This is a genomic window from uncultured Parabacteroides sp. (assembly GCF_947855115.1).
GTDB lineage: Bacteria > Bacteroidota > Bacteroidia > Bacteroidales > Tannerellaceae > Parabacteroides.
On the sequence record NZ_CANTZW010000016.1, the window covers coordinates 1 to 21,858 of the forward strand.

At 47.5% G+C, this 21,858-nt stretch carries 15 protein-coding genes and 2 pseudogenes; 16 read left to right on the forward strand and 1 reads right to left on the reverse strand.

The window, feature by feature from the left end; translation table 11 throughout:
* Together Q0110_RS10870 and Q0110_RS10875 are read left to right on the forward strand one after the other, a co-directional pair.
* Positions 1-502: pseudogene (locus tag Q0110_RS10870) on the forward strand (hybrid sensor histidine kinase/response regulator); the annotation flags it as partial.
* Complete coding sequence (locus tag Q0110_RS10875; RefSeq protein ID WP_297906172.1) at positions 477-1,787, forward strand: sigma-54 dependent transcriptional regulator; 1,311 nt, start codon at positions 477-479, stop codon at positions 1,785-1,787. The pseudogene Q0110_RS10870 and the gene Q0110_RS10875, both read left to right, overlap by 26 nt.
* Positions 1,788-2,176: 389 nt before the next feature.
* Here Q0110_RS10875 and Q0110_RS10880 read toward each other — a convergent pair whose 3' ends face one another.
* Positions 2,177-3,004 (reverse strand): helix-turn-helix domain-containing protein, encoded by an 828-nt coding sequence (locus tag Q0110_RS10880; RefSeq protein WP_297906173.1) that lies wholly within the window; start codon positions 3,002-3,004, stop codon positions 2,177-2,179.
* 126 nt (positions 3,005-3,130) lie between these two features.
* Between Q0110_RS10880 and Q0110_RS10885 the strand changes: the two genes are divergently transcribed.
* The 14 genes and pseudogenes from Q0110_RS10885 (at position 3,131) to Q0110_RS10950 (ending at position 21,858) form a co-directional block, all read left to right on the forward strand.
* Positions 3,131-3,979 carry an aldo/keto reductase gene (locus Q0110_RS10885; RefSeq protein WP_297906174.1) on the forward strand — a complete coding sequence of 283 codons (849 nt, stop codon included), beginning with the start codon at positions 3,131-3,133 and terminating at the stop codon, positions 3,977-3,979.
* Positions 3,980-4,119: 140 nt separating this feature from the next.
* Positions 4,120-4,416, forward strand: a complete 297-nt coding sequence (locus Q0110_RS10890) for a hypothetical protein (RefSeq protein WP_297906175.1) — start codon at positions 4,120-4,122, stop codon at positions 4,414-4,416.
* A gap of 30 nt (positions 4,417-4,446) precedes the next feature.
* Positions 4,447-4,560, forward strand: a pseudogene (locus Q0110_RS10895) (aldo/keto reductase); the annotation flags it as partial.
* A gap of 178 nt (positions 4,561-4,738) precedes the next feature.
* Positions 4,739-5,680 carry an alpha/beta hydrolase gene (locus Q0110_RS10900; RefSeq protein WP_297906253.1) on the forward strand — a complete coding sequence of 314 codons (942 nt, stop codon included), beginning with the start codon at positions 4,739-4,741 and terminating at the stop codon, positions 5,678-5,680.
* Positions 5,681-5,714: 34 nt separating this feature from the next.
* A complete protein-coding gene (locus tag Q0110_RS10905; protein WP_297906177.1) occupies positions 5,715-6,464 on the forward strand; it encodes an SDR family oxidoreductase in 750 nt (249 codons plus the stop codon).
* 27 nt (positions 6,465-6,491) lie between these two features.
* Positions 6,492-7,049, forward strand: coding sequence for an NAD(P)H-dependent oxidoreductase (locus Q0110_RS10910; protein WP_297906178.1), 558 nt, complete (start codon positions 6,492-6,494; stop codon positions 7,047-7,049).
* A 788-nt stretch (positions 7,050-7,837) separates the two neighbouring features.
* The gene (locus Q0110_RS10915) at positions 7,838-9,835 is read left to right on the forward strand and encodes an oligopeptide transporter, OPT family (protein ID WP_297906179.1); all 1,998 of its coding nucleotides are present in this window, start codon (positions 7,838-7,840) and stop codon (positions 9,833-9,835) included.
* Positions 9,836-9,846: 11 nt separating this feature from the next.
* Entirely contained in the window at positions 9,847-11,160 is a 1,314-nt protein-coding gene (locus tag Q0110_RS10920) for a SpoIID/LytB domain-containing protein (RefSeq protein ID WP_297906180.1), read from the forward strand.
* Positions 11,161-11,395: 235 nt separating this feature from the next.
* Complete coding sequence (locus tag Q0110_RS10925) at positions 11,396-12,979, forward strand: 5'-nucleotidase C-terminal domain-containing protein (protein WP_297906181.1); 1,584 nt, start codon at positions 11,396-11,398, stop codon at positions 12,977-12,979.
* A gap of 40 nt (positions 12,980-13,019) precedes the next feature.
* Positions 13,020-14,483 carry a sodium:solute symporter gene (locus Q0110_RS10930; RefSeq protein ID WP_297906182.1) on the forward strand — a complete coding sequence of 488 codons (1,464 nt, stop codon included), beginning with the start codon at positions 13,020-13,022 and terminating at the stop codon, positions 14,481-14,483.
* A 45-nt stretch (positions 14,484-14,528) separates the two neighbouring features.
* The gene (gene yihA, locus Q0110_RS10935; protein WP_297906183.1) at positions 14,529-15,125 is read left to right on the forward strand and encodes a ribosome biogenesis GTP-binding protein YihA/YsxC; all 597 of its coding nucleotides are present in this window, start codon (positions 14,529-14,531) and stop codon (positions 15,123-15,125) included.
* Between the two features lie 55 nt (positions 15,126-15,180).
* Complete coding sequence (locus Q0110_RS10940; protein WP_297906184.1) at positions 15,181-17,055, forward strand: radical SAM protein; 1,875 nt, start codon at positions 15,181-15,183, stop codon at positions 17,053-17,055.
* Positions 17,056-17,185: 130 nt separating this feature from the next.
* Positions 17,186-18,853: a putative transporter gene (locus Q0110_RS10945; protein ID WP_297906185.1), complete on the forward strand. Its 1,668-nt coding sequence runs from the start codon at positions 17,186-17,188 to the stop codon at positions 18,851-18,853.
* Between the two features lie 83 nt (positions 18,854-18,936).
* Positions 18,937-21,858: an ATP-binding cassette domain-containing protein gene (locus Q0110_RS10950; RefSeq protein ID WP_297906186.1), complete on the forward strand. Its 2,922-nt coding sequence runs from the start codon at positions 18,937-18,939 to the stop codon at positions 21,856-21,858.

Sequence of the window (21,858 nt, forward strand, 5' to 3'; positions counted from 1 at the left end):
CGGCAATTCGCGCACGATTCCGGTCGTCGCCATGACCGCACGGGGCGACAAGGAAAGGGAGGCTTTCGCCTCCGCCGGATTTGCAGCCTGCATCTACAAACCGTTCTCGATGCGCGAGCTGCTCGACCTTATCGCCTCTGTCACCGACGGCACGAAGCCGGAGGCTGTATCTGCGGATTTCGCCTCTCTCACGGCAGAGGTGAGGGATAAAAAGAAACTGCTCCGGACGTTCATCGGACAATCCCGCAAGGACATCGAACAGCTCCGCAAGGCAGGCAACGACCGAGAACGGCTGCGGGAGGTCGTACACCGTATGCTGCCGATGTGGGAACTGCTGCAAACGGACGACCTGCTGCACTCCTACCGGAACGTGCTGCATGACGACAAGGCGGACGACGGAGCGGTCGAGGAATACACGCAACGGGTCATAGACCATACCGCCCTGCTGATTGCGGAAGCGGAAAACGAAATGAAGCATGAAACAGAAGATATTGATAGTTGAAGATAACGTCAGCCTGTCGCAGATGCAGAAAGACTGGCTGCTGCAAGCCGGATACGAGGTGACGACGGCCATCGACGAGCCTGCGGCACGTCGTCTGATCCGCAGGACGGCTTTCGATTTGATCCTCTCGGACGTGCGTCTGCCGGAAGGGGACGGTATTTCCCTCTTGGAATGGATGCGCAAGGAGAGGATGACAACCCCGTATATCATCATGACGGGGTACGCAACGGTGTCCGATGCGGTACGCGCTATCCGGTCGGGAGCGAAAGACTACCTGCCCAAGCCCGTACACAAAGAGCGGTTGCTGGAAATGACAGACGAGATACTGCGCCCGCTTTCGACCGTGCAACGGGAGGAAAAGGTGCTGTTCCAACGCCGCAGCGTACAAGCCCGCCATGTGGAACGGCTCGCTGCGCTGGTCGCGCCGTCGGACATGTCGGTCTTGATTCTCGGTGCGAACGGGACGGGCAAGGAATCCGTCGCCCGTAACATCCATCGGTCGAGCGAACGGCGGGGTATGCCGTTCGTGGCCGTAAACTGCGGCGTGCTGCCCAAAGAACTCGCCCCGTCCCTCTTTTTCGGCCATGTCAAGGGGGTGTTCACGGGAGCCGACACGAACAGGGAGGGATATTTCAGTATGGCCGAAGGCGGGACGCTGTTTCTGGATGAAATCGGTACGATGCCCTATGAAATACAGGCCATGCTGCTCAGGGTATTGCAGGAAAACACCTACCTGCCTATTGGCGGCAGGCACGAGCGTAAAACGGACGTGCGGATCGTTGCGGCCACGAACGAGGATATGCAAAAAGCCATTCGGGACGGTCGTTTCCGGGAGGACTTGTACCACAGACTGAACGAATTTGAAATCCGGCTGCCGCTCCTTTCGGAATGTTCCGACGACATCCTGCCGCTCGCCGAGTTTTTTCGGGAGCGGTACTCGAAAGAGCTGCGGCGCGAAACATGCGGGTTCACGGAAAAGGCCGCCGAACAGTTGCTCGCCTACGCGTGGCCGGGCAATGTGCGTGAGTTGCAGAATAAAGTCAGGCGTGCGGTGCTGCTGGCCGAAAGCGGCATTGTCCGTGTGGAGGACATGGGGCTGGAAGCTGCCGAACCGACAAGCGACGCGGGGCACTCGCTGGCCATCCGTGACGAGGCGGGCGAAAAACGCCGCATCGTCGAAGCCCTGAAACGGTGCGGCGGCAACCGCACGGAGGCGGCCAAACTGCTGCGTATCGACCGTGCCACCCTCTACCGTAAAATGATAAAATACGGGTTGAACGGATAATTAACGTTTGTCTGTTTTGTAGATTTCGAGAAAATCTTTACATTTGCATAGAGTTGTTCAACGAGATGCATAGCGCAGCAGTTCAGCGCAGTTACACGGTCGCCAAATCGTTACCGACAACTTTCTTAATCTCCACTCTATACTGTCATTCAGACAGATACATAAAAGTTTCTTATCCTTGACAAAGATACGTATAAAAAACGAAATTTAGAGCGGATTGAGATTTCCAAAATTCGGGCAGAGGGAGGTGAAAAAAGTTATATTCCGAGTGTGATCGCATTGATATGCTGTGATTTGCGTATCAAAGAGCAACTCTACAACGAATAAATTTGTTCACTAAAAATTGTAGAGTTATGAATTTCATTTGTTCTACGTCCAATGCCATAAAATTAACGAGTATATGTATCCTTTCTATACTCCGACGGAGTCATTTTCATCCTCTTCTGTACATATCGACTAAAATAAGAAACAGAGGAGAAATTCATCCTCTCGGCAATCGTTGTCAAGGAAAGTTCTTTTTGTCGCAACAAGCGGGTAATCTCCTGAAGAGTAAAACGGTCAATCCAATAAGTCGCAGGTTTGCCACTTACCTTTTTACATATCTCCGATAGGTAATGAGGAGTAATGCAAAGTCGGGAAGCGTAAAAATCGAGATCCCGGTTTTGGATATATTCACCATTATATAGCAGTTCTATGAAATTCCGAAGCAAAGAGGTTATACGTTCCGATACCTGTACATTATTCCGACTGTGTGCATGAATATCATAGAGGTCGAGAATATGTGCCGTAAGCAGGCTTCCTATCAACTCTTCCCAAAACAGATGCTCTGTATCTTTCAGACGTTGCCGGATACAGAGCATAGCCTGCTCGCATACTTGAAAATCATGGGAGGAAAGTTTCATGACCGGATTCTGCAAAAGTGATAGATACCCGATAATACCGTAATTACTGCGAATGGCTATCGAGGAAACGAACGCATCTGAAAGGTTCATCAAAATACCTTGAAAGTCCTCGGAATCCGAAAATTCCGATACGAGCGTGGCGTTGGGTAGAATTACATAATCTCCAGCCGCGATGTTATAACGGGTATCTTGAAATGTGAAACCCATATTTCCTCCGCCGCAAAGAATATGGATTACTCTTCCTGCATATCGTAAAGTATTAAACTCTTGCAATGTATCAGCAAAAATAATCCCATCAAAGTCTGTATGTTTCATTTTTTCTTTCATTTCTTGCAAAGAAAACAAAAAACAACGAATAGTGAAAATTCCTCTCCGAATAATGCAACGATAAAATGATAGGTACTCTGTAACTTTGCGTCAGAACTAAAAAACATGAAGGATATGAAAAATGTAAGATTAAACAATGGAGTAATGATGCCTGCCATCGGGTTCGGTATCTTTCAGATTCCTGAAAAAGAAACGGAACGAGCCGTGAATGACGCTATCGAAATCGGTTATCGGAAATTCGATACGGCTGCGGCTTATTTCAATGAGGAGCAGTTGGGAAATGCCATTCGGCAAAGCGGTATCAAGCGCGAGGAGTTTTTCATCACTACTAAACTGTGGGTCCAGGACTACGAATACGACAACGCACTGCGGGCTTTTGACTTATCGATGAAAAAACTCGGATTGGATTATCTCGACCTTTACCTGATGCACAAGCCCTACGGGAACTATTATGCCGCATGGCGGGCGATGGAGCGACTCTATAAAGAGGGACGTATCCGGGCTATCGGGGTTACGAGTTTCTCTAACGAACGCCTGCAAGACCTTTTCTTGCATAATGAAATTAAGCCGACAGTGAATCAGTTGGAAACACATCCGTTTTTCCAGCAGCAGGCGGCCAATGCTTTCTTACAGCAGGAAGGTATCCAGCACGAAGCATGGGCGCCTTTTGCCGAAGGGAAGAATGACATATTCAATCATCCAACATTGAAAGCGATAGCCGAACGACACGATAAGGGTGTCGGAGCCGTGATTCTTCGTTGGTTGAACCAGCGCAACGTCGTGGTCATCCCGAAATCCGTACATAAGGAACGGATGATGGAGAACTTCCATATCCTCGACTTCACGCTCTCCGACAAGGAAATGGCAGCCATCGCCGCATTGGATACGGGTAAAAGCCCCATCTACGACGATATGGACTTGCCTACGGTAAAAGGTATCGGGTTGCACAAAATTCATGAGTAAACAGAGTAGTGCTATCTGTTACAAACTTTGAGCTTCTGGATAAAATCGAATAGAAAGGTTCGCTGCAAGCAACGCATACGAATTAGGCAAAGGCCTATAATCAAGATTTTAATTATTACGAATAAATAAAAGCGAAAAATATGTTACGTCATGTATTCATCATCAACGTCAAGGAAGGAATTTCCGATGACGTGGTAGAACAAAAGATGGCTGAAATGCGCGCCATGAAAGAGAAAGAAACAGTTATTGAAGACATCACGGTAGGTCGTACACGCGGACTGTTCGGGCGTCCGGATGCTGTGATGATGGTTATCGATCTTAAAGACAAGGCCGCTTTCAACGTATTGCTCCAGAGCCGGACACACATCGATATCGCGGGAAAAGCGGAAGAGGCTTTCGATATGCAGAGCGCCGATATTGCTCAAATAGAATATTAACTCTTAAGATAGAATTATATGCAGACTGTAAGCATCCGTCCGCTCGATAAACCGGCCGACTTCCGTTGGTCACACCGTAATCCGGAGCTGGTGAAGTTCCTCCTGAATTACGACAAGCAGTTTAACCCGAACAACAAAAAATAAATACATGAGATACGGAATCTTGAGAACGGGGTTTCGTGGCGGCACAATTTGAGTTTAAGGAATAAAAAAAATACTGAGAATTATGTCAATTGATTATAAAACATATTTCATCATGCTTTGTCTGTTGCTGACATCGTTCGGTGTATGTGCAGAGCGAAACTATCAAACAGAAAAGAATATGAAAACATTGAATTTAACAGAAGAATGGGACAAAACATTCCCTAAAAGCGAAAAGGTAAACCATAGTAAAATAACATTCGGAAACCGTTATGGTATCACGTTGGCTGCTGATGTATATATCCCCAAAAACACATTGGGTAAACTGCCCGCCATTATCGTCTGTGGCCCTTATGGAGCGGTCAAGGAACAATGTTCCGGCCTTTATGCCCAGACTCTGGCTGAACGGGGATTTCTCACGATGGCGTTCGATCCCTCCTATTGCGGAGAAAGCGGCGGAGAACCTCGTTTCGTATCATCCCCTGATATAAATACCGAAGATTACAGTGCGGCGGTGGATTATCTTATCCTGCGTGATGATGTCGATGCGGAACGTATCGGAATCATCGGTATTTGCGGCTGGGGTGGACTGGCCATCAGTGCAGCCGTCATGGATACACGCATCAAGGCCACCGTATCTTCCACGATGGGAGCGTTCGATACTTTCACGTCCGAAGAACGCTATGAAGCACGCCGGCAACTAAATGAACAACGGACTATGGATGCGAAAAATGGCAGTCGCACAATGGCCGGCGGTGTTCCTGCCCAACTACCCGATGATGCACCGCAGTTTATGAGAGACTACCACGACTACTACAAGACTTCGCGCGGTTATCATCCCCGTTCGTTAAACTCCAATGACGGTTGGCAGACCATTACGAACCTGCCCTTCCTGACTTTTCCGCTGATGGCTTACGCTGACGAAATAAAAAGCGCGGTGCTTATCGTTCATGGCGACAAGGCTTATTCACTCGGTGCAAGCCAAGATGCTTTCAGACAGTTGAAAGGCGAAAACAAGGAATTGATGATTATTCCAGGTGCTACACACGTCGATCTGTATGACCGTATGGATATCATTCCTTTCGATAAGTTTGTTGAATTTTTCAAGACATATTTCAAATAAAAAAGGAATCATTAAACAACAAAAAACAGTAATTATGTACGAATCATTAAATAATAAAGTAGCCCTTGTTACCGGTGCCGGAACAGGCATCGGACGGGCCATTGCATTGCGTTTGGCTGACGAAGGCGCATACGTGATGATTGTAGGCCGCACGGAAAACACCCTGAAGGAAACCGCCGCCTGCAACGAAAGAATAACTTATCAGACAGTTGACCTCGAATCGGAAGCCGGAATACGGACGGTGGTTCAGACTGTCAGTGGGCGGTACGGCCGTCTCGACATTCTCATCAATAATGCGGGATGGGCGCCCGTCACCCCGTTTGCAACGATGAAAATCGACGAATACGACAAAGTATTCGCCATCAACGTACGTGCCGTAGTCATGCTTACCCAGGCCTGCCTGCCGATGATAAAAGCAGCAAAAGGCAATATCCTGAATGTCACGACAACCATGACAACCAACCCTATCGCGACGATGGCGAACTACGCCGCCTCGAAAGCAGCCGTCTATACCATGACACGTGCATGGGCGAAAGAATTAGCAAAAGACGGCGTGCGTGTCAATTCACTTGGCGTGGGGCCCATCGAAACCCCTATCTATGGCAAGACCGAGCTTTCGGAAGAAGCCGCGAAAGCCCACAAGGATATGGTAACGAAGAGCGTACCTCTAGGTCGAATGGGACAGCCCGAAGAGGTTGCCGCCGTCGTCGCTTTTCTGACAAGCGACGAAGCCAGCTTCGTAACCGGAGCCGACTATAAAGTGGACGGCGGTGTAGGTGCATAAAAACAAATAACAATAAAAAAAATAAACATGAAAAATATATTGATTATCAGCGGCCATACAGACCTTGCCGCATCCGTAGCCAATAAAACGATTCTCGAAACCTTGAACGAACGGCTGCCGGAGGCCGAAATCGTAAAACTGGACGAACTTTATCCCGACTTCAAAATCGACGTGGAAGCCGAACAACGGAAATTGCTCCGAGCTGATATCATCGTGTTGCAGTTCCCCCTTTTCTGGTACTCCGCACCTTCCATATTGGAACGCTGGATGGAAGAGACTTTCCGTCACGGTTTCTCGCACGGAAGTACCGGAAACAAACTCAAAGGCAAAAAACTCGTTCTCTCTTTCACAACGGGTGCACCCGAAGTGCTGTATAGCCATGAGGGGGCAATGGGCTATACCATCGACGAATTTTTGGCTTGCTACAAAGCAACCTGCCGACTGACGCTAATGGAGTATAGCGGCAGTGTTTATACCTGCGGTGTAAGTTATGGTAACCGTACCACCCCGGAACTTATCGAGCAACAAAAAAATGTATCGGTAACGCACGCTGAACGTCTTATCAAATTACTCGAAACGCTCTAATGCTTGAAGACAGACTACATAATCTCGACGATATAGTATTCAGTCGCTTCTTACCTGATGATTGGCTGAATGAATTTCGTATGCCGCAACACGTACTCGTGTATGTTTATGCCGGTATTATGAATGTAGAATATAATTGAGTCATTACTCGATTGTTTGATGCCTTATTACGATAAGTCGCTCACGCCACCCCGGATGGGTTCACGGATGAAGTTACAGACAAGGCCATAGCTTGTTTGTTGATAATACTTATAGGGTACATTATATCGATAGCAGTCATCGGGAGTATGTCTGCTATCATATTTTTACGAGCATAACCGGGTACAAAAGATCGATTTCTTATCCGACACAAAAAATAGGAAGAATTTACGAGTTAGTCATAGGGCAACCACACCAAAATCAAAATCATATTCTATTCCAAGAGAAATTCCTGACAATAAGCCCACAAAACGGAATAAGAGCATAAGCCTTTGAATACCAATCGCTAAAAAACACGATCATGTATTCATCAAAATACGTACGTGTTTTCGGAAAAAGTAGTACATGTTTCTCGAGAAACACGTACATGTTTTCCCGGAAGCACGAGCGGGGAATAAGGGATATTCAAAGGATCTACAATAAGCCCCTCTTTTATCATCGAATTTAATTAAGGAAGATGCTTGTTTTTCGTGCCGTTCATTTGATTCCTTTAAAGAATCCTTGCATGTCTCAGCCAGAAAACATAAATTTGTCACCCAGCACTCGTTTAGCGAGACTATCACAAACAAATAATCTAACATTTTAATATCGTGAAACCAGAAAATGAAGAAAAGGTAACCGGGCTGCCAGAAAACGCCTACCGAGAACTAAAACAAGGGGAAAGCTACAAGCCTCTTATGTCTCCCAACAAACACTATCCGGAAGTTACGCCTTGGTCCGTCCTTTGGGGACTGGTCATGGCTGTGGTATTCAGTGCAGCAGCCGCTTACCTGGGCCTGAAAGTCGGCCAGGTATTCGAGGCCGCCATCCCGATCGCCATCATCGCCGTAGGGCTGTCTAGCGGATTCAAGCGGAAGAACGCCTTGGGAGAGAATGTTATCATCCAGTCTATCGGGGCCAGTAGCGGCGTGATCGTGGCGGGAGCTATTTTTACCTTGCCCGCCCTTTATATCCTTCAAGACAAATATCCGGAGATCACGGTAAATTTCTTCGAGGTTTTCATGAGTTCCCTGCTGGGAGGTATTATCGGTATCTTGCTCTTGATCCCGTTCCGTAAATATTTCGTATCCGATATGCATGGAAAGTATCCCTTCCCGGAGGCTACGGCAACTACACAAGTGCTCGTCTCCGGCGAGAAAGGTGGAAGTCAAGCGAAGCCCTTGATATTCGCGGGATTGATCGGTGGCCTGTATGATTTCATCATCGCCACTTTCGGTTGGTGGGGCGAGACGATCAGTACCCGTATCATCGGGGCCGGCGAAATGTTGGCAGAGAAAGCCAAGATCGTGTTGAAAGTCAATACGGGAGCCGCCGTACTAGGCTTGGGTTACATCATCGGATTAAAATACTCCCTGATTATCTGCGCCGGTTCATTCCTAGTATGGCTGGTGATCATTCCGGCCATGTCTGCCATTTTCAGCGCCGATGTACTTACATTCGGCAATGACGCTATTACGGCGACTGTCGGAAGTATGAGCGCCGAGCAAATTTTCACCACCTATGCCCGCCACATCGGTATCGGAGGTATCGCTACCGCCGGGGTGATCGGCATCATCAACTCGTGGGGGATCATCAAGGGAGCCGTAGGCTTGGCAGCGAATGAATTGAAAGGAAAAGGAGACGCCGTGGAGAGTAATACCATACGTACGCAAAAAGATTTATCCATGAAGGTGATAACGATCGGTATCATCGCATCGCTAATCGTCACGTTCCTGTTCTTCCAGTTCGGTGTACTTCATAATTGGTTCCATGCCGCCATCGGCTTATTGCTGGTCGGCGTGATCGCTTTCTTGTTTACGACCGTAGCGGCGAACGCTATCGCTATCGTAGGCACGAACCCGGTATCGGGCATGACGCTCATGACGCTGATCCTCGCCTCCATCATCTTGGTCGCCGTAGGGTTGAAGGGTCCGGCCGGCATGGTATCGGCCTTGATCATCGGAGGTGTGGTCTGCACGGCCCTTTCCATGGCGGGAGGTTTTATTACCGACTTGAAGATCGGCTATTGGCTGGGGAGTACACCTGCCAAGCAAGAGACTTGGAAATTCCTAGGCACGCTAGTTTCTGCCGCGACAGTAGGAGGCGTGATCTTGATATTGAACCAGACATACGGTTTCACGACCGGGCAACTGGCCGCTCCGCAAGCGAACGCTATGGCTGCCGTTATCGAGCCGTTGATGAGTGGTTCAGGGGCGCCTTGGGCTTTATACGCGATCGGAGCTGTTCTCGCCGTCGTATTGAATTTCTGCAAGATACCGGCGTTGGCATTTGCCTTGGGTATGTTTATCCCGCTAGACTTGAATACACCACTTTTGATCGGTGGAGCGATCAGTTGGTACGTGGGAAGTCGTAGCAAAGACCAGAGTTTGAATTCTGCCCGTTTGGAGAAAGGAACGTTACTGGCTTCCGGCTTTATCGCCGGTGGTGCCTTGATGGGCGTGGTCAGCGCGGCCTTACGTTTCGGCGGAATCAATTTGATGAACGAGGAGTGGGCATCTAGCAACGCTGCCGAGATATTGGCGGTTATCATGTACCTTGCCATGATCGCTTATCTCACATTTAATTCTCTGAACGCAAAAAAAGAATAGAATAAGATATTATGGAAGCACCTGTAATTAACGTGGGAATCATGACCCACAAGGCGGTCTCATTTGTTTTTAACGAGGAATATGTACACACGGAAACCGGTACGTTCACTATGGGCGAGCAACGTGCCCTTTGGGTAAACGGCAAGATCGTGTACAATGGGAAGCTTTATCAGGAGCTATTTTTCGAGCCGACCAGCCCGCAATCCTCTTTCGACTTGAAGGCGGTTACGATCGGCGTGGATTTTCATTGGCAACGACAGGAGGATCAACGTTTCAAGGGGGCGTTGAACCTCGTGGCGACCAACGACGGGATCGTCACGATCAACCAAGTGGACGTGGAGGAATATCTTACCAGCGTGATCTCTTCGGAGATGAACGCTACAGCCTCCAAGGAGTTGCTGAAAGCCCATGCCGTGATCTCGCGGAGTTGGCTCCTGGCGCAGGTCGAGAAGAATTTCAGCTTGACCGGATCGGCTGTGCCTTATAAAAGCTGTTACCGCGACAACGAGACCTTGATCCGCTGGTACGACCGGGAGGATCATAAACTGTTTGATGTCTGCGCCGATGATCATTGCCAGCGTTATCAAGGTATTACCCGGGCATCGAACCCGATCGTCTTGGAGGTGATCAAAGAGACCCGTGGAGAAGTATTGATGAATAACGACACGATCTGCGACGCCCGCTTCTCGAAATGCTGCGGAGGCGTGACCGAGAAATTTGAGAATTGCTGGGAACCGGTTCCCCACTCCTATCTTACCGCCTTGAGAGACAGTGAGACCACCGCCTATCCCGACTTGACGGACGAGCGGGAAGCCGAACAATGGATACGTACCTCACCGGAAGCCTTTTGCAACACCGTAGATAAGGAGATCCTCAGCCAAGTACTGAATAACTACGATCAGGAGACCACGGATTTCTACCGCTGGAAAGTGGAATATACACAAGAAGAGCTATCGGAATTGATCCGCCGGAAAACGGGTATGGATTTCGGGCCGATCATCGACCTCGTACCCTTGGAAAGAGGTTCGTCCGGACGTATCACGAAACTCAAGATCGTAGGGGTACGCCGTTCTTTCACCATAGGGAAAGAGCTTGAGATACGTCGGACATTATCCGAGACGCATCTGTACAGTTCGGCATTTGTTGTCGATAAGGAAGATATCCACCTCGATATCCCCTCTCGTTTCATCCTGACGGGAGCCGGATGGGGACATGGCGTGGGGCTTTGCCAGATCGGGGCCGCCGTAATGGGAGCCAAAGGGTATTCGTACCGGAAAATCCTTACGCATTATTTCCCCGGAGCCATTATCGAGAAAAGGTATTGAACAAGTAAATCAAAAGGGCCGCGTCTTATCCTGACAGCGGCCCTTTGACTTAATGTTTACCTATCTTCCGGTTATGATGAACAACCGGTTCGCTTTCACTCTCACGAGCTATTACTCTGGTACAAAGGTAGGCAGAAGGTTTAAAATGACCAAAAAGAATTCGACGAATCGGGTGTTTTCCTCGGTGAATCCCGTTATTTTTCATACATTTGTCGTTATTATAATAAATAAGACCATGGGACTGAAGAAACAATTCGTATCAGCGATATTGCTAAGTAGCATACTAGCCGTTCCACTACTGGCACAAGATATCGTAACCCCACCCAACTCGATAGATACTCTAGCCATTTTCTCTTTCAATGATTTCCACGGGGCCTTTGCCCCCGACGGGCTCACGCCTGGAGCCGCCCGGCTGGTACAAATGACACAAAACGAGAAACAACGTTATCCCCATACCATCGTTGTCTCCGGCGGAGATAATTTCAGCGGGAGCTACTTTTCCAAGATCACGAGAGGCGAACCTATAAAAAAGATGTATGAGGCGATGAGTGTGGAAATGTCGGCCATCGGTAACCACGAGTTCGACTGGGGGCTTCCTTATCTGACAGACACTGCCGCCCAAAACATTCCCCTTGTGGCCGCCAATATCACCGAGAAGATGAAATATACCCATCCTGACTGGTTAAGCCCTTACCGCATCGTAGAACGTAAGCTGAAAAACGGTTCCTCCCTGCGTATCGCTTTCATCGGGCTGACTACGACGGATACCTACGTCAAGACCAAGCCGCAAAACCTGCAAGGGCTTCAGTTCACGCACCCGTTGGGAGCGGCGTGCATACAGACGGTCTATCAGCTAAAGAAAGAAGGCAAGATCGATATGGTCATCCTTTTGACGCATATCGGTACAAACATGAAAACACCTTACCGCATCATCGAGGAAAACGCCCAGGGGCTACCTTTCATCGATAGAATAGATGCCATCATATCCGCTCATTCACATGAGGTGGTACTAGACAAGATTAACAATGTCCCTATCATCCAAGCCGGCGTAAACGGCAGCCATATCGGAAAATTGTTGTTTCAGATACAAGATTTCAACGGACAGCGGAATATCTCCTTCATCCAAGGGGATACCCTACGTGTTGCCTGCGAAGAGAACCCGGAAATGAAAGAGGCCGTGAAGAAAATCATGGATACATATCGGCTCAACGAGAAACTGGCTACCGCAAAAGAGGTCTTGATTCACGACCATACCATCAATAAATTCGACTATACCCCTATCGGTGCCTTGGTTACGACTTCTTACGCCAAGCGTTTCCTGCAGGAGATGCCGAATTACAAGAATCTGCCGGTAATTGGCGTAAACCATTACGGAGGTATCCGCACGTCTCTCCCCAAAGGGGATATCACCAGACTGCGTGCCGGAAATATCCTGCCTTTCGGCTCCGCTATCGTCGCTTATCATTTTGATGGCAAGAGGTTAAAAAAATTATTGGAAGACGGACGGAAGAATCCCAACGGTTTCCTCCAATCTTCCGATCTCACACTTACCTTGAATGGGGATAAAATCGAGAAAATAGTCTATACGAGAGACGGCTTGAAGATCGAGATCAAAGACGACACCCCTTGCGTGGTGACGCTCGATGCCTTCATCACCGATGGCGGCGATGGGTACGATGCCTCCCTATTCAAGGGCTACGAGATCCCGGAATTCTGTGATCTGGGTATTATAACAACCGATGCTTTCATGGATTACCTAAAAGGTATCAAGAAACCCATCACGGTAGAATCCACGCATATGCCGGTTATTTCAAAGTAAAGCCGTATCTTTGCGAACCAGAAAAAGAAGTTAGCAATACATGAACAGCTATATTATCCTTTTTATTATCGCCGTCTATTTCGCCGTCTTGCTGCTGATCGCATGGATCACCGGGCGTAATAGCAGCAACGAGGCGTTCTTCCTCGGAAACAGGAAATCTCCTTGGTATATCGTCTCTATCGGTATGGTAGGGACATCTTTATCGGGGGTGACATTCGTATCGGTACCCGGCATGGTACGGGCGATCGATATGACGTATATGCAGACGGTATTGGGTTTCTTCGTGGGATACATTATTATAGCCAGGGTGTTATTGCCGCTTTATTATAAATTGCGACTCACCTCCATCTACTCATATCTGGACGACCGGATCGGAAGAAGGGGGTATAAGACGGGGGCCTCGTTTTTCCTTCTCTCGAAGATCGTAGGGGCAGCCGCACGTTTATACCTGGTGGTCTTAATCTTGCAAACTTACGTGTTCAACGCTTGGGACATCCCGTTCGCGGTGACCGCTATCCTCAGTATCCTGCTGGTATGGCTATATACGTTCAGGAGTGGTATCAAGACGATCATCTGGACGGATACGTTGCAAGCGGTCTGTCTCGTGGCGATGCTGATCGTGATCATCTGGCAAGTGAAAGGTAAAATGGGGCTGGATTTCGGGGGCATGGCGCAAACTTTGGTGGAAAGCCCTCATTTCCGCATCTTCGAGTTCAGCGATTGGCATAGTACGCAGAATTTCTTCAAGCAATTCTTCAGCGGTATCTTTATCACGATTGTCATGACCGGGCTAGACCAAGACATGATGCAAAAGAACCTTTCTTGCAAGAGCTTGAAAGATGCTCAGAAAAACATGTATACATATGGATTCGCTTTCACGCCGGTTAATTTCTTGTTTCTTGCGCTGGGTATATTACTATTGACACTGGCAGAACAACAGAACATCCAGTTACCGGCCCTCAACGATGATATTCTCCCGATGTTTTGTACCTCGGGAATTTTGGGAGGCAGTATCTTGATCTTCTTCACGATCGGTATCATAGCGGCGGCATTCAGTAGCGCCGACTCAGCACTGACCGCACTTACCACCTCTTTCTGCGTGGATATCCTCGGCGTGGAGAAAGAGGAAGCGAGAAAGGCGAAACGTACCCGTCTGAAAGTACACCTGATGATATCCGTATTGTTCGTCTTGATTATCCTGGCATTCAAGGCCGTAAATAACAGGAGTGTCATCGACGCGATCTACATGATAGCGTCGTATACATATGGTCCCCTATTGGGTTTGTTTGTTTTCGGGCTTTTCACGAAACGGAAACCCCGTGACAAATACGTACCCTATATCTGTATAGTTTCCCCATTGATTTGTCTCGCCACGGATTTTTTGGTGAAACAGTACGCAGGCTATACATTCGGTTACGAGATGCTTATGGTAAACGGAGGCATCACGTTCGCAGGGCTGTGGCTTTCGGCAATTGAAAATGGAAAATTGAAAATCGAGAATTAAGCCTCGCCTTTATTCATTACTCATTATTCATTAATTTATATCTTTATGGAAATTAAAAGCGCAGAATTTGTTATCAGCAACACAGACGTAAGGAAATGCCCCGAAGGTAATAAACCGGAGTATGCCTTCATCGGGCGAAGCAATGTAGGCAAATCTTCCTTGATTAATATGCTTACCAATAAGAAGGGGTTGGCGATGACTTCGCAAACACCGGGTAAGACATTACTTATCAATCACTTCCTCATCAACAAAGAATGGTATCTGGTAGACCTTCCGGGGTATGGATTTGCCCAACGAGGCAAGGAGAACCGAGAACAATTGAAGCGTATTATCGAGAATTATATCCTTGATCGTGAGCAACTGACTTGCCTGTTCGTCCTCCTAGACTGCCGCCACGAGGCGCAGAAAATCGATCTGGAGTTTATGGAATGGTTGGGAGAAAACGGGGTCCCTTTCGCTATCATCTTCACGAAGATCGACAAAATCAGCAAAGGACGATTGAAAGAAAACCTACAAGCCTATACAAACAAATTACTGGAAACTTGGGAAGAGCTTCCCCCGATCTTCTTCTCTTCCTCGGAAAAGAAAGAAGGACGGGAGGAGATCCTGGAGTATATTAAAGAGATCAATCAAAGTTTATGAATTATGATTGATAATCAGATTCGCCCATAATTCATAATCACAAATTATAAACCAGATGATTCTTCTAGTTTTATCTCCGTTTACGCAGATCAATACGCCTTATCCTTCCACGGCTTACTTAAAAGGTTACTTGGAGAGAAAGGGGGTAGATGCCAGACAGACAGATCTGGGCATAGAAACGATCCTGGCTTTGTTTTCCAAGCAAGGCCTACAGGATTTGTTCGCCGAGATCGAATGGCAGAAAAGGAAATGCCCGGCTAAAGCCCGAAGATTACTGGCTAATAAACAGCGGTATATAGATACGATAACGGCTGTTATCGCTTTTCTTCAGGGAAAGAACGATACCCTCGCTTATCGTATCTGTAATCAAGATTACCTTCCTGAAAGTAATCGTAGGAGCCAAAACGAGGAAGAGTTGGAATGGGCGTTCGGAACCTCCGGATTACGGGATAAAGCCCGTTATCTGGCGACCTTATACCTAGAAGACCTCTGTGAATTAATCCGGGAGACGATTGATCCGGATTTCGGTTTCAGCCGATACGCCGAGCACCTGGGCCGCTGCGCCTCCTCTTTCGATGAGATAGAGAAAGCTCTCCAAAAGCCTTTCAGCTTTATCGAGCGTATGACGCAGCCGCTTTTGGAGAAACATATAGCTGAAAATAAACCCAAGGCGATCGCTTTCAGCGTACCTTTTCCAGGGAATTTATTCAGCTCTCTCCGACTCGCCCAATGGCTACGGCAGGTACATCCAGGCCTTCCGATCCTTATGGGAGGCGGCTTCGTGAACACGGAACTGCGTTCTATCACGGATATACGTTTTTTCAAATATATCGATTACCTCTTGTTGGATGACGGAGAGGATCCGCTCTACCAAATGTCGCGCTATCTGGACGGGGAAATCACAAAAGAAGAGCTGGTACGTACCTTCTCCCTGGATGAGAGTGGTAGCCGGGTCGTTTATCAAGATAATCCCGCTTACCCCGCTTGCCGGCAAAGCGAGACCGGATTTCCGGATTACGAGGGCTTGCCTCTAGACAAATACATCTCTGTCATGGAAATGGCCAACCCGATGCATAAACTTTGGAGCGACGGCCGCTGGAATAAACTGACTTTGGCGCACGGTTGCTACTGGGGAAAATGTGCCTTCTGCGATGGTTCATTGGATTATATCAAACGTTATGAGCCCAATACGGCCAAGACATTGGTTGACCGAATGGAACGCTTGATCGAGCAGACCGGCGAGATCGGTTTCCATTTCGTGGACGAGGCCGCACCACCCGCTTTGTTACGGGAAATGGCCCTAGAGATCATTCGTCGCGGACTGACTGTCGTTTGGTGGGGAAATATTCGTTTCGAGAAGAGTTATACTGAGGAATTATGCGATCTTCTTCAGCGGAGCGGTTGCATCGCCGTATCGGGTGGTTTGGAGGTAGCCTCTCCCCGACTCCTCAAACTGATAAATAAAGGGGTGACAGTGGCTCAAGTGGCGCGGGTCGCCAACAATTTTACCGGGGTAGGTATCATGGTCCATGCGTATTTGATGTATGGTTTCCCGACTCAAACCGCTCAGGAAACCATAGATTCCTTGGAGACTGTCCGGCAAATGTTCGAACTTGGGTTGATCCAATCCGGATTTTGGCATCGTTTCGCTATGACGGCACATAGCCCCGTGGGATTACGCCCCGCCGAATACGGTTGTCGTATCACGGAGCCTCCTTTTGGCGGGTTTGCCCGTAACGACGTACAATTCGAGGCGCTTTCCGGTTGTGACCCGGAACTTTTCGGGGAGGGGCTTCGCGTTTCCCTTTATAATTACATGAATGGAACAGGCTTCGACTTACCGCTACACAAGTGGTTTGGAGGGATAAAAGTTCCTCGTACGACATTGCCGCCGAATTATATCGAGAAAATATTGGAAAATAATAGTTGATGGTGTTACAGAGCGACCCTATAACACCATCATGCTCAAAAAACCTGCCAGACAACAAAGCAGTTGATTAATTGAGAGATCTTACTTTTTTTATGTACTTTCGCGCATCTAAAGTAAAAATGAAACTTTTATGGATTGGTTACTTGAGACGCTTACAGAACCCTCGATGATACAAGCCGTGGCTGTCATCTCTATCGTGGCGGCGGTGGGTGTGTATTTAGGGAGACTAAAGATATTCGGCATCTCATTAGGTATCACTTTTGTATTCTTTGCCGGTATCATGGCCGGGCATCTGGGTATTACCGTAAATAAGGATATGTTGAATTTCGCCCAGAATTTCGGACTTATCGTTTTCGTATATACCTTGGGATTGCAAGTAGGCCCCGGTTTCTTCTCTTCCTTGAAAAAAGGCGGGGTGGAAATGAATACGATGGGATTAGGGGTGATTGCCTTAGGACTTATCCTAACATTGGCGTTTCATTGGATAACCGGAATTTCCATACCAATCATGGTAGGATTACTATCCGGCGCCGTAACGAATACCCCGGCATTAGGCGCAGCCCAACAAGCGCTTTTACAGATGAATCCGGAAGATACGAAGAACGTAACGGATATGGCCTTGGCTTGTGCCGTTGCTTATCCACTAGGTGTTGTCGGCGTGATTCTGGCAATTATCATCTTGAAGGCCTTATTCGCTAAAAAGACGCAGAACACACACAAGGAGCAAGACACGACAACTAATGTCGCAGAATTTCAGGTATTAAACCCTTCCATTTACAATAAGAGCATCCAGCAGGTCATGAGATTGACAGAGAAACATTTCGTGATCTCCCGCCTATGGAGAAACGGAAAGGTGACAATCCCTACCTCGGAAACCATCTTAAGGGAAAAAGATCATTTGCTTGTCATATCCGTAAAAGCAGATGTAGAATCCATCAAGGTTCTTTTCGGAGAACAGGAGACCACGGATTGGAACAAGGAAGATATTGACTGGAACGCTATCGACAGCCAATTGATCTCCCGCCGTATCGTTGTAACCCGGAACCGGGTAAACGGTGTAAAGCTAGGTTCGCTCCGGCTCCGTAATTTATATGGGATCAACATCACGCGGGTAAACCGTGCGGGTATCGACTTGGTGGCATCCCGTGACCTTCGTTTACAGATCGGCGATAAATTAACGATCGTAGGTGAGGCCAATTCCGTCAATAACGTGGGGAAAATCTTAGGAGACGAGTTGAAACGGCTGGATAATCCTAATCTGCTCGCCATTTTCGTAGGGCTTACGCTAGGCGTATTAATCGGGGCGATTCCAATCGCAATACCGGGAATGAGTACTCCCATTAAGTTGGGCATCGCCGGCGGACCTATTATCGTTGGAATCTTAATGGGCGCGTTCGGTCCTCGTTTCCATTTAACAACTTATACCACCCAAAGCGCAAATCTGATGATGCGGCAGTTCGGCATCGTGATCTATTTGGCGGGATTGGGTATAGACTCCGGCGCTCATTTCTTCGAGACTGTTTTCCGCGCCGAAGGATTATTATGGATCGGTCTCGGTTTTCTATTAACGATCGTACCGGTATTGATCGTCGGATTCATCGCCTCGCGCTTCTTCAAGCTGGATTATGCTCATAACATAGGCATGCTATGTGGAAGTATGGCCAACCCTATGGCTTTGAATTACGCAAATACAACCGTTGAGGGTGATGAACCATCCGTATCTTACGCAACAGTTTATCCCTTATCTATGTTCGTTCGGGTAATTTCCGCGCAATTATTGATCATGTTATTCACTTGACCACTTAAAAATTCCAACATTCCACCTATTTTTTGTTTCACTTATCTTATATTTGCATGATATTTGAAACAATACTTTGGTTAATGAATGAAACTATACTCAACGGGTTGCTTAACTTATTCGCTATATTTGCTTCCTTGGCAAAAATAGAAAGAACCCAAGCGCGCCAAGCTGTCAATTCTTACCTGACTAGTCACTTTGGTATCCGCTCCCATAAGGAATATATGGAGTTATTTGAAGAGATACAAAGTGTTTACGATGACCCGGATTTCGATATCGATAGAGAGAACGTCATCATCAACGTATGCAATCAACTCAAACCCAAATTAATAGCAGAAGATCAGTTATTACTCCTCCTTCGATTCATGGAGTTCGCTCATGGCAACAATGAAGGACTAAACGAGAACCTGGCGATTTTCCATAAGGTCGCCACGATATTTAATATCGATACAGATAGCTTCAACGAGCTATATGCTTTTGTTGTCGGTAAAAAATCTCCTTCTATACTTACGATCAATGCCAATGATAGCGACAAGGATACCAACCATATCTACAGAAAAGGATTAGAAGGCGAGATACGAGTGTCGCGACTGACCCGGTTCGACCGAATGGTCTTTATCTATCAAGGTAACGGGCGGGTATTCATGAACGATATACCCCTTACTCCCGGTATCTTCTATAGCTGGCAACGCAGTAGCGTAATCAAAAGCCCGCTATTCCTGCCGGTTTATTACAGTGATATCCTCGATGTATTCAATCAAAATGAGCATAAGGAACGAATCTTATTAACCGGAAGGGATATCGAGTTCAGCTTCAAGAATAGCGAGAACGGCATGCACAATTTCTCTTTCAACCTTGAATCCGGCCAGCTGGTAGCTATCATGGGAGGAAGTGGTGTTGGCAAATCAACCTTGTTGAGTATCTTAAACGGAAACATTATCCCCCAAAAAGGAAATATATGCTTGAACGGACACCCATTGAGTGATCCGGAATGTAAACAATTGATCGGGTTCGTACCTCAAGATGATTTACTGATCGAGGAGCTGACCGTATTCCAGAATCTATGGTATACCGCCCGTCTTTGTTTCGCGAACCTAACTGAAAAGGAGATCGAAGATCGTGTCAATATGCTATTGGAGGATCTGGATTTGAGTAAGATACGGGATTTAGCGGTAGGGTCTCCGATCCGTAAAACGATCAGCGGAGGACAGCGTAAACGTTTAAACATAGCGCTGGAACTTATCCGCGAGCCGGCGATCCTTTATCTGGATGAACCGACTTCCGGCCTTTCGTCTACCGACTCCGAGAAGGTCATCATGCTGTTGAAAGAGCAAACGCACCGGGGGCGGCTCGTGGTTGTCAACATCCACCAACCTTCGTCCGAGATCTATAAGTTGTTTGACCGCCTATGGCTATTGGATACCGGTGGTTACCCGATCTATGACGGCAACCCGATCGAGGCGATCACCTACTTTAAACGGATCGCCAATTACACCGACCAAGATATCAGTGTTTGCGGTACTTGTGGAAATATCAATCCGGAACTAATCCTGACCATTATCGACGCGAAAAAGATAGACGATAGCGGAAACCAGACCAATATCCGGAAGATAACACCGAAAGAATGGCATGAGTTATATGTCGCTTCCCGCCCGAGGTTCCAAGAGGTAAAACCCACTCCCCTGCCCCCGAACCATCAGCGAAAGCCTTCGTTCTGGAAGCAATTCTGTATCTTCTTGGAAAGAAACATAAAGACCAAATTGACCAACAAGCAATATTTGTGCATAGCTTTGCTGGAGACCCCGCTGCTAGCATTGATCGTAGCCTTGCTCACCCGCTTTGTACCGGATGACGGGTATACCTTGCTGGCGAATAAAAATCTGGTATCTTATATTTTCATGGCGGTGATTGTCGCTACTTTCACGGGATTAAGCATCAGCGCCGAAGAAATCATCAAAGACCGGACACTCTTAAAGCGAGAACGGTTCTTGCGGCTGAGCCGGGGCAGTTATCTCTCGTCAAAGATGTTTTACTTGCTTTGCATCTCGGCGATCCAAAGTTTGCTATTCATAGTGGTAGGAAATTTTCTGATAGGCATCGGAAGCGAGATGTTCCTCACTTGGTGGATCACGTTATGGGTAACCTCATTCCTCGCCAACCTAACCGGTTTGGTACTATCGCAATCCTTGAACTCGATCGTAGCGATCTACATAACGATACCGTTACTTTTAATCCCGCAGATCTTACTTTGCGGTTTAGTCGTTAAATTCGATGATTTGAGCAGGAGCGCATCCAGCCGGAACGTAGTGCCCCTCATCGGAGAGGTAATACCTTCACGTTGGGCATTCGAAGCGTTGGTTACGGAACAATTCCGGAACAATAGTTACAACCGCTTATTTTTCACCGTCGAGAAAGAAAAGTTCTTGGCGCAATATTACCGGAATATCCATGCCGACGAAGTACGCAGCCTCATAAACAGCCTCAACCTGATCCCGGAAAAACGGGCAGAGAACACCCGTACGATCCAAAACGAGCTGGCTGTATTAGCTCGTGCCGCCCGCATCGCCCCCTATACGTCCAAAGAAAGCTACGAGAGCTATATGGATAAAGTGGAAGAGGCTTTGCATACCCGTAGCGATAATTTCACGGCATTATTAGAGAAAAAACGGAAAGAGGCCATTCAAGAACATGGTTCCGAATGGTTGAATACATTGAAGAAAGAGCATCATAACTCAGCCATCGAGGAACTGGTACTCAACTCTGCCAGCACCCAATTCTATAAGGAGGCCCATAACCGTATCTACCCCAAAATCGGACAGATTTACCTGGAACCGGACAATAATTGGGGGCGCGCGCCTTTCTATAGTCACGAGAAAAAATTCGCCAGTTATACATTTTCTACTTTTATATTTAATTTATTAATGTTAGGAATCTTTGCTTTATTGGTAATTATATCTATCTTCGCAGAGTTTCCGGGCAAGTATTTAAACAAAGGGAACGATTAA